This is a genomic window from Bradyrhizobium sp. YCK136, assembly GCF_044570075.1.
Classification (GTDB): domain Bacteria; phylum Pseudomonadota; class Alphaproteobacteria; order Rhizobiales; family Xanthobacteraceae; genus Bradyrhizobium; species Bradyrhizobium diazoefficiens.
In genome coordinates, this window is record NZ_CP172424.1 from 6,190,832 (window position 1) to 6,203,698 (window position 12,867).

12 protein-coding genes and 1 riboswitch are annotated in these 12,867 nt (G+C 68.0%); of the genes, 5 read left to right on the plus strand and 7 right to left on the minus strand.

Annotated features, from left to right (window positions below):
- Positions 1-2: 2 nt before the first annotated feature.
- The 5 genes from ACFLEY_RS30060 to ACFLEY_RS30080 are packed head-to-tail and all read right to left on the minus strand — an operon-like array spanning position 3 to position 6,460.
- A complete protein-coding gene (locus ACFLEY_RS30060; RefSeq protein WP_060911291.1) occupies positions 3-632 on the minus strand; it encodes a precorrin-8X methylmutase in 630 nt (209 codons plus the stop codon).
- Positions 632-1,795 (minus strand): precorrin-3B synthase, encoded by a 1,164-nt coding sequence (gene cobG / locus ACFLEY_RS30065; RefSeq protein ID WP_060911290.1) that lies wholly within the window; start codon positions 1,793-1,795, stop codon positions 632-634. Before cobG ends, ACFLEY_RS30060 begins: the two co-directional genes overlap by 1 nt.
- The gene (cobN, locus tag ACFLEY_RS30070; RefSeq protein WP_060911289.1) at positions 1,792-5,040 is read right to left on the minus strand and encodes a cobaltochelatase subunit CobN; all 3,249 of its coding nucleotides are present in this window, start codon (positions 5,038-5,040) and stop codon (positions 1,792-1,794) included. The genes cobG and cobN overlap by 4 nt, the downstream gene beginning before the upstream one ends.
- Complete coding sequence (gene cobW / locus ACFLEY_RS30075; protein WP_060911288.1) at positions 5,040-6,089, minus strand: cobalamin biosynthesis protein CobW; 1,050 nt, start codon at positions 6,087-6,089, stop codon at positions 5,040-5,042. The genes cobN and cobW overlap by 1 nt, the downstream gene beginning before the upstream one ends.
- The gene (locus ACFLEY_RS30080) at positions 6,086-6,460 is read right to left on the minus strand and encodes a DUF1636 domain-containing protein (RefSeq protein WP_060911287.1); all 375 of its coding nucleotides are present in this window, start codon (positions 6,458-6,460) and stop codon (positions 6,086-6,088) included. Before ACFLEY_RS30080 ends, cobW begins: the two co-directional genes overlap by 4 nt.
- A gap of 95 nt (positions 6,461-6,555) precedes the next feature.
- Positions 6,556-6,776: riboswitch (cobalamin riboswitch) on the minus strand.
- A gap of 40 nt (positions 6,777-6,816) precedes the next feature.
- Between ACFLEY_RS30080 and cobO the strand changes: the two genes are divergently transcribed.
- A complete protein-coding gene (gene cobO / locus ACFLEY_RS30085; RefSeq protein WP_060911286.1) occupies positions 6,817-7,452 on the plus strand; it encodes a cob(I)yrinic acid a,c-diamide adenosyltransferase in 636 nt (211 codons plus the stop codon).
- A gap of 11 nt (positions 7,453-7,463) precedes the next feature.
- Positions 7,464-8,912, plus strand: coding sequence for a cobyric acid synthase (locus ACFLEY_RS30090; RefSeq protein ID WP_060911285.1), 1,449 nt, complete (start codon positions 7,464-7,466; stop codon positions 8,910-8,912).
- Here ACFLEY_RS30090 and cobD read toward each other — a convergent pair.
- Positions 8,901-9,866 carry a threonine-phosphate decarboxylase CobD gene (gene cobD / locus ACFLEY_RS30095; RefSeq protein ID WP_060911284.1) on the minus strand — a complete coding sequence of 322 codons (966 nt, stop codon included), beginning with the start codon at positions 9,864-9,866 and terminating at the stop codon, positions 8,901-8,903. The genes ACFLEY_RS30090 and cobD overlap by 12 nt on opposite strands.
- An 11-nt stretch (positions 9,867-9,877) precedes the next feature.
- The gene (gene cbiB, locus ACFLEY_RS30100; protein ID WP_060911283.1) at positions 9,878-10,819 is read right to left on the minus strand and encodes an adenosylcobinamide-phosphate synthase CbiB; all 942 of its coding nucleotides are present in this window, start codon (positions 10,817-10,819) and stop codon (positions 9,878-9,880) included.
- Between the two features lie 127 nt (positions 10,820-10,946).
- Here cbiB and cobU point away from each other — a divergent pair, with 127 nt between their 5' ends.
- Genes cobU through bluB form a run of 3 tightly spaced genes read left to right on the plus strand, consistent with a single transcriptional unit; the run spans position 10,947 to position 12,866 of the window.
- A complete protein-coding gene (gene cobU, locus ACFLEY_RS30105; RefSeq protein WP_060911282.1) occupies positions 10,947-11,450 on the plus strand; it encodes a bifunctional adenosylcobinamide kinase/adenosylcobinamide-phosphate guanylyltransferase in 504 nt (167 codons plus the stop codon).
- Positions 11,447-12,229 carry an adenosylcobinamide-GDP ribazoletransferase gene (gene cobS, locus ACFLEY_RS30110; protein ID WP_060911281.1) on the plus strand — a complete coding sequence of 261 codons (783 nt, stop codon included), beginning with the start codon at positions 11,447-11,449 and terminating at the stop codon, positions 12,227-12,229. Before cobU ends, cobS begins: the two co-directional genes overlap by 4 nt.
- A gap of 4 nt (positions 12,230-12,233) precedes the next feature.
- A complete protein-coding gene (gene bluB, locus ACFLEY_RS30115) occupies positions 12,234-12,866 on the plus strand; it encodes a 5,6-dimethylbenzimidazole synthase (RefSeq protein ID WP_211433307.1) in 633 nt (210 codons plus the stop codon).
- The last annotated feature ends 1 nt before the right edge of the window (position 12,867 follow it).

The window sequence follows — 12,867 nt, forward strand, 5'->3', positions numbered from 1 at the left end:
GACTATTCGCTCCGGCTCGCCAGCGCATTCACGGCCGCAACGGTGATCGCGGAACCGCCAAGGCGGCCCTCGACCGTCAACGCCGGCACCGGCGGATCGGCCATCAGCGCGGCCTTGGATTCAGCCGCGCCGACGAAGCCGACCGGACAACCGATGATCGCCGCCGGCCGCGGGCAGTCGCGGTCCTCCAGCATGTTGAGGAGATGAAACAGCGCGGTCGGCGCGTTGCCGATCGCGACGATCGCGCCGGCGAGATGCGGCCGCCACAGCTCCAGCGCCGCGGCCGAGCGGGTGTTGCGCATGGATTGCGCCAGCGCCGGGACCGCGGCATCGCCGAGGGTGCAGATGACGGCATTGGCCGCCGGAAGTCTAGCGCGCGTAATGCCCTCGGAGACCATGCGCGCATCGCACAGGATCGGCGCCCCCTTCTGCAACGCTACGCGCGCGGCGGTCGCCATGCCTGATGTGAAGCGGATATGCGCTTCCAGGCCCACCATGCCGGCGGCATGGATCATCCGCACGACGACCGGTTCCTCATCGGGCGTGAAGCGGGCAAGATCGGCCTCGGCCCGGATGGTCGCAAAGGATTGCCGGTAGATCGCCGCGCCGTCGGTCTCGTAGGCATGCGGCATCAGTGCCCTCCCATCAGGATGGAGGGATTGCCGACGATGTCGTCACGGTTCAAGCCGCGCAGGATGGGCTCGTCGCGCGTCGAACCGCCGCGCACGAGATCGAAGCCGGCGCCGGTAGCGACCAGCGTGATCGCGGCCGCACCAGAATGAGCGCAGCCCTTGGCGCAGCCGGAGACGTGAAGTCGTGCGGCCGCGCCGATGTTCGGCGCGAGCGCTGCCGCCAGCGCGCGGGTATCGGCATGCGCCTCGCGGCAACGCGGCGCGCCGCTGCAGGCGATGACACGCAGCGCCGGATCGTAGGCCTCGGTGATGAGACCGGGCGTGGACGGCATGGTCCGCTTGCCCTCGCTCAGAACCATCCGCCACGGCGTCATGCGCAGGGCATGTCCGCAGCCGGCGAACTGGCTGAGCGTCGCATGCGGCATTTGCCCGAAGGCGACGCCGACCATCGCGCCCTGCGGATAAAGGCCGGGGCGCGCCGCAGCCATGATCGGCGCCGGCTCGGCCTCGCCGCGCAACGCGCCAGGCAGGGCTGCGCCAGCGGCAAGATGCGCCGCCATCCGCCCTCGCCCGTCCCGGGCACCGCCTGATGTCACGAACCAGGTTGCGAGCGCTAGGGCGGCGGTCACAGCCTCGCCGCGTCCGACGGAACGGCCGAGGCTGGCGCCATTGGCCCTCACCAGCAGTCCGCCAGCGCCATCACGCTCGATCCGCACATCCGCGGAATCGCCGGCGAGCACGCGCGAAGTGCCGTCATCGATGGCAAAGCCGAATTTCGTCGGAAGCGCGAGCACGCTATTCTCGAGCGCCTCCTCGAGCTCGGCGGCAAGCGCCTCGGTCTCGTCGCCCGCGCGCCAGAACGGCGTCACCAGGATGTTGCGCCGGGACTCGGTGTCGGCGTCGGGATCGAGCAGCGCCAGTTGCGAAAGACCGTCGAGCAGCAGCCGGTGGCTGCCTTCGCTGACGCCTCTGATCTGGAGATTGGCGCGGCTGGTGACATCGATCAGGCCGTTGCCATGGCGTTCGGCCAGATGCGCCAGTCCGGAGATCTGCGCCGCATCGAGCCGGCCGCCGAACGGGCGCACGCGAACCACGAGCCCGTCGCCCGATTGCATCGGCCGCAGCGCGCCGGGGCACCAGCCCTTGACCATGGCCGCGCTCATGACGCCTCCCGCAACGCTGCCGCGATCGAATTGCGACGCGTTCGCCAGAGTGAGGCCTCATGCAGACGGGTGAAGCACGTCTCCATCGCGGCGAGCGCCGCGGGATTCTCGCGGGCCATGAAGGCGCGGACGTCGTCGTTGCCGAGCGTCGCATCGTAGTAGAGATCGAACAGATGCGGCGGCACGGCGCCGGCCAGATGGGCGAAGGCGGCCATGTGCTCGAGTGTCGCGGTGATCTCGGCGGCGCCGCGAAAACCATGGCGCATCATGCCGGCGATCCAGGCCGGATTGGCCGCGCGCGCGCGGACAACGCGTGAGATTTCCTCCGTCAGCGTGCGCGCATGCGGCTGGTCGGGACGCGTCGCGTCGAGATGATAGAGCGATGGTCCCGCCGCGCCGAGATGTGCTGCGGCCGCGGCAACGCCGGCCTCATGCGCGGCATAGTCGGCGGCGAGCAGAAGATCGGTTTCCGGCAAGTCCTGGACGTGGACGAAAGCATCGGCCGACGCGAGCCGCTTTTCGATGCCGGCGCGATCGGGCTTGATCTCGCCGTCGGCGGAGAACGCCCAGGACGACGCCGACAGCCAGGCTTCGCCGGCCGCATCGCGCGTCTCCGCCGTGAAGGCATCAGGGATCGCCGAGAGGCCGACGCCGTATTGCCCGGGACGCGGCGCGAACACGCGGGACGCACGGTGTCGGTACGGATTCTCGTCGCCCTCCTCCTCGCGCGCGGCGAGCGCCTCGGCCGCCGCCTCGAACAACTGGGCGAGGCCGGAGAAGACATCGCGGAACAGGCCCGACAGCCGCAGCGTGACGTCGATGCGGGGACGGCCGAGCTCGGCCGGCGCGATGATGTCATAGCCGGTGACGCGGCCGGAGGCGTGATCCCAGCGCGGCGCAAGTCCCGCCAGATGCAGCGCCATCGCGAATTCCTCGCCGGCGGTGCGCATCGTCGCCGAGCCCCAGAGATCAACCACGAGGCCTTTCGGCCAGTCGCCGTGATCCTGCAAATGGCGGCGAAGCAGCTCTTCCGCGAGCTTGATGCCTTGCGCATGCGCCGAGGGCGTCGGCACGGCGCGCGGATCGACGGCAAACAGATTGCGTCCCGTCGGCAGCACGTCCTGGCGCCCGCGATAGGGCGAGCCCGACGGCCCCGGCGCGATGCGCCGGCCGGCAAGTGCGGCACGCAGCGCGTCCCGCTCCGCTTCGCCGCAGGCGCCGCGGCCGAACACGTGCAGGCCGTCGCCGAACTGGCTTTCCTTGAGATCGCAGACGAAGCGGTCGATCCGCGGGATCGCTTCGGCTGGCGCTGCCGATGCATCGAGGCCGAGATCGTCCTCCAGTCCGGCCACGCGGGCTTCGTCCCGGATCGCGGCGATCAGCCGCTGGCGGCGGGCGGGATCGAGACCATCGGCCGTCGAATATTCGTCGAGGAGCTGTTCGAGCCGGCGCAGGCCATCCGGCACGGCGGACTTTTCGAGCGGCGGCGGCAGATGGCCGATGGTGACGGCACCGATGCGCCGCTTGGCTTGCGCGGCCTCGCCGGGATCGTTGACGATGAAAGGATAAATGACAGGCAGATCACCGATCAGGGCTTCCGGCCAGCAGCTCGATGACAGCGCCACGGATTTTCCCGGCAGCCATTCCAGCGTGCCATGCGCGCCCATGTGCACGACAGCATCGCAGCCCTGCTCGCGGAGCCAGAGATAGAATGCGACATAGGCATGCCGCGGCGTGCGGGCGAGATCGTGATAGTCGGCGTCGCGCGTGGTTGCATCGCCGCGTTCCGGCTGAACCGCGATGATCGACTTGCCGCATTGGATCGCGGCGAAGTGGAACGCGCCGTCGCGGCAGCTCGGGTCGCTCTCCGGCGCGCCCCAGGCTTGCGCGAGATCATCCTGCAAGGATTGCGGAAGACGCGAGAGCGCCGCGCTGTATTCGGCGACGCTCCAGGTGAGTTGCCGCCTCAGCAGCGTCTCACCGAGAGCCTGGACCGGCACGGCATCGAGGCCGGTCCCCGCAAGATCGGACATCAAGGCTTCGACCGAAGCCAACGCGTCAAGACCCACTGCGTGCGCGATCTGGTGCGGGCGGCCCGGATAGTTGGACAGCACGATCGCCAGCCGCTTCTCGCCGGCCGGCTTCACCACGAGCTTCTGCCAGGCCGCGACGCGCGCGGCGATAGCCTTCACGCGCCCTGGATCCGGGCGATGGGCCAGATGCGCGAATTGCAGGTCGGGATCACGTTCCGCAGCCGACTTGAAACTCACCACCCCCGCAAACAGGCGGCCGTCGACTTCGGGCAGCACCACATGCATCGCGAGGTCGCCGGGCGACAGGCCGCGCAGCGATTCCGCCCAGTCCTCGCGCCGCGCGGTGGAGAGCGCGACCTGGAACACGGGACACGATGCCGCATCGAACGGTGTCGTGCCGTCGTCGCCGATCGCGGAGAACGCGGTCGCATTGACGATCGCGGCCGGAGGATTTTCCACGAGCTGGAGCCGCAGCCAGTCCGCGACGCCCGCGGCCTTCAGCGAGGTGACGAACACGCCATAGGCGTCAAATCCCTTCTCGCGCAGCGTGGCAATCAGCGCATCGACCGGGCCGGTGTCCGCGGCGGTCAGGTACGACCGATAAAACGTCACCAGCGCGCGAGGCTTGCCCTCGCCGGCGGTCGGCACGGCGATGACACCGCGCGCGGGCTCGTAAAAGCCCATCTCGGGCACGGTCGTCTCGCCGACGACCGGACCGGCATAGAGTCCCGAGGCCAGCGCAAGTTGCGCAATCGCGGCCTGCGCTGCGACCGGACCGCCGGTGTCGCAGAGCACCTTGAGCCGGCGCAGCGTCGAGACAGGCAGCGTTGAGTATGCATCGAGCCGCGTGTCGTCGCGGCCGTCGGCCGGCAGCACGGCGAGCACGATACCGCGCGCCTGCGCGAGTTGCTGGAGAGCCGCGAGACCGTAGGGCCAATAGGACTCGCCGCCGATCAGGCGGACCAGAATGCCGCGTGCCTGGGCCAGCGTGCGCTCGATGTAGGTGTCGATCGAAAGCGGATGACGCAGTTCGGCGAGATTGGCGAGCCGCAGCGACGGCAGGCTGTCGCGGCCACGCCGCCAGCCGGCCGCGAACGCGGCAAGATCGGAATCCGAATACGAGAGCACCACGAGATCGGCCGGGTCCTGGCCGATGTCCCTTGGCGTCGCGGTCTCCTCGAGACCGCGGCTCTCGCGGAAGACGACGTGCATCAGATGCCAGATCCTGAAAGACCAAGTCCCGCTCTTATCGCGGCCTCGTCGATATCGCCGTGCTCGCCGATCACGACGAGCTTTGACTGCCGCGCGAGCGCGCCCCAGGGCTTGTCGAACTGGTGACGCACGCGCTCGCCGACGGCCTGGAGCAGCAGGCGCATCGGCTTGCCCGCGACCGCGATGTAACCCTTGGCACGCAGCACGTTCTGCTCGCGCGCCAGGCGCTGAACCGAGGCGACCAGCGCATCGACGTCGCCGACTTCCGGAAGATCGATCACGACGGACGCAAAATCGTCGTGCTCATGCTCCTCCTCGCCGTCGTGATGCGACGGGCGCGCGGCAAGATCATTCTCGGCGGCGGCACCGAGACCGAGGATGACGCGCGCATCGATCGCGCCGTCGGTAACGGCAAGCATCGGCACGCGGCGCGGCATCTCGGCGGTGATGGCAGCCTTGGCCGCTTCGAGTCCCGCCGGGCCGGCAAGATCGGCCTTGGTCAGCAGCACGATGTCGGCGCAGGCGATCTGGTCCTCGAACACTTCCGACAGCGGCGTCTCGTGATCGAGATTTTCGTCCGCCGCCCGCTGCACTTCCACTGCGGCCGGGTCCGGCGCGAAACGGCCGGCGGCGACGGCCTCGGCATCGGCCAGCGCGATCACACCGTCAACGGTGATGCGCGAACGGATCTCCGGCCAGTCGAACGCCCTAAGCAAGGGCTTGGGCAGCGCCAGGCCCGAGGTCTCGATCAGGATGTGATCGGGCCTCACCGGCCGCGCCAGCAACAGCTCCATGGTCGGGATGAAATCGTCGGCAACGGTGCAGCAGATGCAGCCATTGGCGAGCTCGACGATGTTTTCCTCCGGGCAATTGGCATCGGCGCAGGACTTCAGAATCTGGCCGTCGACGCCCTCGCTGCCGAACTCGTTGACGAGCACCGCGAGCTTCTTGCCGTTGGGGTTGGCGAGCAAATGCTGGATCAGCGTCGTCTTGCCGGAGCCGAGAAAGCCGGTGATCACCGTGACCGGGACTTTTGCGAGCGAGTTCATTCGGCGGCCTCCGGCACGACGGCAATGGGGGGAATGCGCGCAAGTGACTGCTTGCGGAAGATCTCGGGACGGCTGCGCCAGGGCACGAGGCCGTCGGGCGCGGCCGCATAGGCGGCGGCGCCTGCGATCACGTCGCGCGCGTTGGCATCCGACAGGCGGCCATAGACATAGGACCAGCGGCCGGGCGCACTGAGCGCGACCGAGCAGCCCTGGCTGCATGCGGACAGGCATTCAACGGGAACCACATTGACGCCATCGGGCACGCCGGCGTCGACGATCGCACCGTGAAGGCGCTTGCCCGGCGTGACTTCGCCCTCGCCAAGCGTCTCGCCGGCACGGCAGGTAATGCAGACGTGAAGTGTGACGGTCATCGCCTCTTCCAGAATAAACAGCGGGAGGCGAAGAGGCCCACGAACCGGTCTTGCGAGGGTCCGTTTCCCCGTCGCGGAACACCCCGTCCGCCGGTCCAAAAATCGTCCGCGCTGGCAGGTCTCCCGGCTTGCGGAGCAGGGTTTTGCCCTTCGATCCCCGCCTTCCCGATCCCGTTAGGGATCAGTGGCCTCGGGCATCTCTCCGGTCACGGTCGCGGGGGCGGCTGCATTTTGGACCCAAATCTTGCCGATTCGGACCCTATCGCATTCCCTCTTCGCCTGTCATAGGACAGGAACCAACGCCGGGCCACCATTTGCCCCTGGCCGCCTCTTGTCAAGCCGAAGGACCCCGTCCGATGACGCCTGAACCGGATACCCAAACGGCCGAGGAAACCGACGCCCGCCACGCCGCGAAAATGGCGAAGAAGAAGGCCGCCCGCGACAAGATCATGGCGACCAAGAGCGGCGAGAAGGGCCTCATCATCGTCCATACCGGCGCCGGCAAGGGCAAGTCCTCCTCCGCCTTCGGCATGATCGTGCGCTGCGTCGCCCATGGCTTCCCCTGCGCCGTCGTGCAGTTCATCAAGGGGGCCTGGGATACAGGCGAGCGGCGCCTGCTCACCGGCCATTTCGGCGATCTCTGCCAGTTCCATGCGATGGGCGAAGGTTTCACCTGGGAGACGCAGGACCGCGCCCGCGACATCGCGGCCGCGCGCGCCGGCTGGGAGAAGGCGAAGGAGCTGATCCTCGATTCGAACCTGCGCATGGTCGTGCTCGACGAGATTAACATCGCGCTGCGCTACGACTATCTCGATATCGCTGAGGTCGTCGAGTTCCTGACGACGCAAAAGCCTGCGATGACACATGTCGTGCTCACCGGGCGCAATGCCAAGGACGAGCTGATCGAGATCGCCGACCTCGTCACCGAGATGACGCTGGTGAAACATCCGTTCCGCTCCGGCATCAAGGCGCAAGCCGGCGTCGAGTTCTGAAGACACACGCGATGGCGCGCGCATTGATGATCCAGGGGGCCGGCTCGGACGTGGGCAAGTCGCTCATCGTCGCCGGCCTTGCGCGCGCCTTCACGCGGCGTGGGCTGCGCGTGCTTCCCTTCAAGCCGCAGAACATGTCGAACAATGCCGCCGTGACCGTCGACGGCGGCGAGATCGGCCGCGCCCAAGCACTGCAAGCCCTCGCCGCCGGCGTCGAGCCGCACACCGACATGAACCCGGTGCTCCTGAAGCCCGAGACCGATGTCGGCGCGCAGGTCGTTGTCCACGGCAAACGCATCGCGACCGCGCGGGCGCGCGAATACGCGGCGATGAAACCGTCATTGATGGGCGCGGTGCTGGAGAGCTTTGAGCGGCTGAAGGCGCGCGCCGATCTCGTGCTGGTCGAAGGCGCCGGCAGCCCCGCCGAGGTCAATTTGCGCAAGGCCGACATCGCCAACATGGGTTTTGCGCGCAAGGCCGACGTGCCCGTCGTGCTGATCGGCGATATCGACCGTGGCGGCGTCATCGCCCAGCTCGTCGGCATCAAGATGGTGATCGACCCCGACGATGCCGCGATGATCCAGGGTTTTGTCATCAACAAATTTCGCGGCGATCCCACGCTGTTCGATGACGGCTACAAGCTGATCGAAGCAAAGACCGCCTGGCGCGGTTTTGGCGTGCTGCCCTGGTTTGCGCGCGCCGGCGAGCTGCCCGCCGAGGACGCGCTGGGCCTGAGTGATGCGCGAAAGCCGGGCCAATGCAAGATCGCTTGCCTTGCGCTGTCGCGGATCGCCAATTTCGACGATCTCGATCCGCTCAAGCTCGAGGCGGGCGTCGATCTCGTCATGGTGCGGCCGGGTGAAGCGATCCCTGGCGATGTGCGTCTCGTCATCATCCCCGGCTCCAAATCCACCCGCGGCGACCTCGCCTTCCTGCGCGCGCAGGGCTGGGACATTGATCTCCTGGCGCATTATCGCCGCGGCGGCCACGTGCTCGGCCTCTGCGGCGGCTATCAGATGCTCGGACGCAGCGTTGCCGATCCCGACGGGATCGAAGGCCCTGCCGGCGACACGCCGGGCCTCGGACTCCTGGATGTCGAAACGGTGATGAGTCCGCAGAAGACGCTGACGCGGGTTGCGGCCGTGCATGCGGCGACCGACCAGCCGATCGAGGCCTACGAAATCCACATCGGCCGCACCGACGGGCCCGATCGCGCCCGTCCGTTCGCCAAACTGAATGGCGAGCCTGAAGGCGCAATCTCCAGCGATGGCCGCGTACAGGGTAGCTATTTGCACGGCCTGTTCACGTCGGATGATTTCCGGAAAGCGTTTTTGACCAAGCTCGACATCCCGGCAGGCGACGAGCCCTATCACAGCAGGGTCGAGAGCGCGCTCGATGCGCTCGCCGATCACATCGAAAAGCATCTCGACGTCGAAGGCCTGCTTTCGCTAGCGCGCTAGGACCTCGGCGAGGCGCGTCCATTCGGGCTCGCTGCCCGGAAGTCCGAGCCGCAGCCATGTCGGCTTCTGCACGAAGACGCGCGACCAGATCTGGCCGCGCGCGAGCTTCTCCTGCGCGGCCAGCGCATCCGGCGTCTCGTAGAGACGAAACAGCGGCGTGCCGCCAACGAACCGCCAGCCCTGCGCTCGCGCCATGTCGTCGAGACGGGCACAGTCGCGCACAAGCCGCGCTGACGTGGACTCCGCCCAGGCATCATCACGCAATGCGCGGCAGCCGATCGCGATCGCCGCCCCCGAGACCGGCCATGGCCCCGACATCGCCGCAATCCTGGCGATGTCCGCCGCGCTACCGAGTGCAAACCCAAGCCGCAGGCCGGCCAGACCATAAAACTTCCCGAAGGAGCGCAGGATCAGCAGCCCCGGATGATCCGCTTCCGGCGCAAGCGACAGCTGCGGAACGGCGTCGACAAAGCTCTCGTCGATGACGAGACGGCCGACGCGCGGCAGCAGTGCCAGCAAATCCTGCGGCGTATGGCACCGGCCATCGGGGTTGTTGGGGTTGACGACGATGGCGAGATCCGCGCCCACCAGTGCGTCAAGATCGCCGACCTCCAGGACATCCCAGCCCGCAGCCGACAGGACTCCGGCATATTCGTTATAGGTCGGCGCGAGGATGCGGGCGCGGCCGCGCGGCCCAAACTGCGGCAGCAATTGAATTGCGGCTTGCGCGCCGCCCATCGCGACGAGCGCCGCGCTCGTGCGGTAGGCGTGCTGCGCCGCCTGATGCAAGGCATCGATCTCGGCACGCGACGGCAGCGCGCTCCACGCGCGCATGCTCACCTCGCCCGCCGGATAAGGCAGCCGGTTGATCCCCGTCGAGAGATCGATCCAGTCCTCCGCGCGTCCGCCAAAACGCTGCTGGGCCAGATCGAGATTTCCGCCGTGCTCACGCATGTCCCGTTCTTTCACGCGAAGCTGAGGATCGCAAGGAGGCCGGCGAGCAGCAGCATGGCGCGGCGGTAGACCGTCAGTCCCTCGCTGATGTCAGCGGCGAGCGGATCGCGCGCACCTTCGTTCAGCCAGGGCTCGTTCGTGATGCTGCCGTGGTAGATCCGGGGACCGCTGAGCCGCACGCCGAGCGCGCCGGCCAGCGCCGCTTCCGGCCAGCCGGCATTGGGCGAGCGATGCCGGCGCGCATCGCGCGTCGTGCACGACAATGCTTCCGCCCTGTGCGGCGCCAGCAGCACGAACAGAAACCCGGTCAGCCGCGCCGGAATGAAATTGGCGACGTCGTCGATCCGCGCCGCCGCCCAGCCAAAGGCTTCGTGTCGCTCGCTGCGATGGCCGATCATGGAGTCCAGCGTGTTGATGGCCTTGTAACCCAAAATGCCGGGCAGACCGAACAGCGCGCCCCAGAACACGGGCGCCACGATGCCGTCGGAGGCGTTTTCCGCAAGACTCTCGATCGCCGCGCGCGCGATACCGGCTTCATCGAGCGCCGCAGGATCGCGGCCGACGATGCGCGAGACCGCGTCGCGCGCGCCGGCGATGTCGCCGGCCTGCAAAGGTGCGGCAACGGCGGCAACATGATCATGCAGCGAGCGCAGCGCGACCAGCGGCCAGGCCAGGACCCCCGCCAGCACGATCTGGATCCAGCCCGAGGGGAGCAACGACTGAAGCGCCCAGCCGAGTGCGGCCGAGACCGCGATCACAAGGAACGCTCCGGCAATGCCCGCGGCACGGCGCAGCGCCGGCGGATCGGACCCGCGATTCCAGGCGGTGTCGATGGCCGCGATCAGGCGGCCGAGCCAGGTCACGGGATGGCCGATCCGTGCGAACAGCGGGGCCGGCCAGCCCAACAGGGCATCCACCGCCATCGCCACCGCCATCGCACCCGCAAAGCCCACACAAATCTCCCGTCTCGCTCCGCCCCTGTTGCGCAAGACGGCGGCCGAGCGCAAGCCCCTGGCCACCTGATTTCGGCTTTGTCTTTGGCCCCGTTTGGTGATTAGTGCTGGCCGACAGGAGACTTTTATGGCCGTCATCTTGATCACGGGCGGAGCGCGATCGGGCAAGAGCCGGCGTGCGGAGACGCGCACGCAGGCCTTTCCCGGGCGGCCCGTATACATTGCCACAGCCGAGGCGCTCGACGCCGAAATGGCGGACCGCATCGCAAAGCACCGCGCGCGACGCGGAGCCGACTGGATCGAGCGCGAGGTGCCGCTCGACCTTGTGCAGGCCCTGGTCGAGACCGAGGGCGGCGGCGCGAGACTGGTCGATTGCCTGACGCTCTGGCTGTCCAACCTGCTGCATTCCGAGCGCGACTGGTCGCGCGAGGTGACGCACCTCGCTGAGGTTCTCCCTCGCTTGCGCAGTCCCGTCGTCATGGTCACCAATGAGGTCGGCCTCGGAATCGTGCCCGACAACGAACTGGCGCGCGCCTATCGCGATGCCGCCGGGATCATGAACCAGACATTCGCCGGCGTTGCCGACGAGGTCGAGTTCGTGGTCGCCGGACTGCCGATGAAGCTGAAATGATACCGGGCACCGAGACGATCCGGAATGTCGTCGCCGATCTCAGGATCGCGGCCTCGTTCGTCACGCTCCTGCCGGTCGGATCGTCAAAGCCTGCGGCCGAAGGCGCCATCGCGCGCGCGACCTGGGCGCTGCCCGTCGCGGGACTGCTGGTCGGACTTGCTGGCGCCTTGGTCTACAAGATCGCCAGCCGGCTCGGACTGACGCCGAACCTTGCCGCCCTGCTCGCACTGGCCACGACCGCCCTCATCACCGGCGCGCTGCACGAGGACGGGCTTGCCGATACCGCCGACGGGCTCGGCGGCGGCCAGACGCGCGAGCGCAAGCTCGAGATCATGCGCGACAGCCGCATCGGGACCTATGGCGTCTGCGCACTGATCCTGTCGTTCGGCCTGCGCTGGAGCGCGCTCGCGGCGATCGCCAATCCGTGGCTGGTGACGCTGGCGCTGTGCGCTGCGCATTGCGCAGCCCGCGCGGGCGTGCCGGCGTTGATGTCGCTGGTACCGCCGGCGCGGCCTGACGGCCTGTCGGCAAGCGCCGGAGCGCCGCCGGGCCGCAGCGTCGCCATCGCCTTTGCCGTTGGAACTCTCGCGCTCACCCTCGCACTTGGACCGGGCAAGGCGCTGGTCGGCCTGATCCTGCTGTCGCTCGCAGGCCTGATCCTGGCACGGATTGCCATCCGCCAGATCGGCGGGCAGACCGGCGACATTCTCGGCGCCTTCGAGCAGACCGGCGAAATCGTGATCCTGCTCGTTGCCGCGGCCTTCCAGATGGGACGATGACCTCATGGTCGAGTTCGACGACACCTTCCGCCAACACTTGCGCGAGCTGTTCGTATGGCGTCGTGACGTGCGCCGCTTTCGCACCGATCCCTTGCCGGACGGCGCGGTGGAACGCCTGATTGAGACGGCCTGTCTTTCCCCGTCGGTCGGCCTCAGCCAACCCTGGCGCTTCGTCATCGTCGACGATGCCGCACGGCGCACTGCCGTGATCGACGATTTCAGGACTTGCAGCGGCGACGCGCTGAATGCGTATGCCGGTGAACGCGCCGCGCGCTATGCCACCCTAAAGCTGTCGGGCCTCGAACTGGCCCCCGGCCACCTGGCCGTGTTCGCGGACAAGGCCAGCGACACCGGGCACGGCCTCGGCCGCGCGACCATGCCGGAGACGACCGAGTATTCAGTCGTCGCGGCGATCACCGCAATGTGGCTCGCCGCACGTGCGGAAGGCATTGGCCTCGGCTGGGTGTCGATCCTGCATCCCGATCGCATCCACACCATTCTCGACGTGCCTGATACCTGGAAATTCATCGCCTATCTCTGCATCGGCTATCCGGAAGTCGAATGCGACCAGCCCGAGCTGGAGCAGGCGAAATGGGAGCACCGGCGCAGCACGGACGAATTCACGCTGCGGCGCTAGG